Below are 378 nucleotides of genomic sequence, written 5' to 3'. Positions count from 1 at the left end.
CACGAGGCCAAACAAAGACAGGTTGTTTAGCGATATTCCGAACGTGGCGAGTACGATGAACGACCCAAGCAGGGAGACCGGAATTGCAACGACGGGGATAATCGTGGCCCTCCAGTTCTGCAGGAAAAGAAAGACGACGCCAACAACCAGCAGGATTGCGACGAATATGGTGACAATCACCTCGTCGACCGATTTGCCGATAAAGATGGTCGGGTCGTAGATGATCTTGTAGTCCATTCCTGCGGGGAACTCATTCTTTAGCCCGCGCATCGCGGACAAAACCTGCTGCTCGACTGCAAGTGAGTTCGCACCGGGCTCCGCGTAGATGAGCAACGTCGAAGCGTTGTCACGGTCCATGAAAGCGGTTGAGCCGTAGTC

At 54.2% G+C, this 378-nt stretch carries 1 protein-coding gene; it reads right to left on the bottom strand.

What is annotated here, in order from left to right; all coding sequences use genetic code 11:
• Positions 1 to 357: efflux RND transporter permease subunit (locus SB822_RS55325; protein WP_410858874.1), on the bottom strand; the 357-nt coding region annotated here is incomplete at its 3' end.
• Between the last annotated feature and the right edge of the window lie 21 nt (positions 358 to 378).

Origin of the sequence: Paraburkholderia sp. SIMBA_054, assembly GCF_046534875.1 — a bacterium.
Lineage (GTDB): Bacteria > Pseudomonadota > Gammaproteobacteria > Burkholderiales > Burkholderiaceae > Paraburkholderia > Paraburkholderia hospita.
Note: the sequence above shows the minus strand (reverse complement) of the source record. Positions and strands in the feature narration are given on the sequence as shown.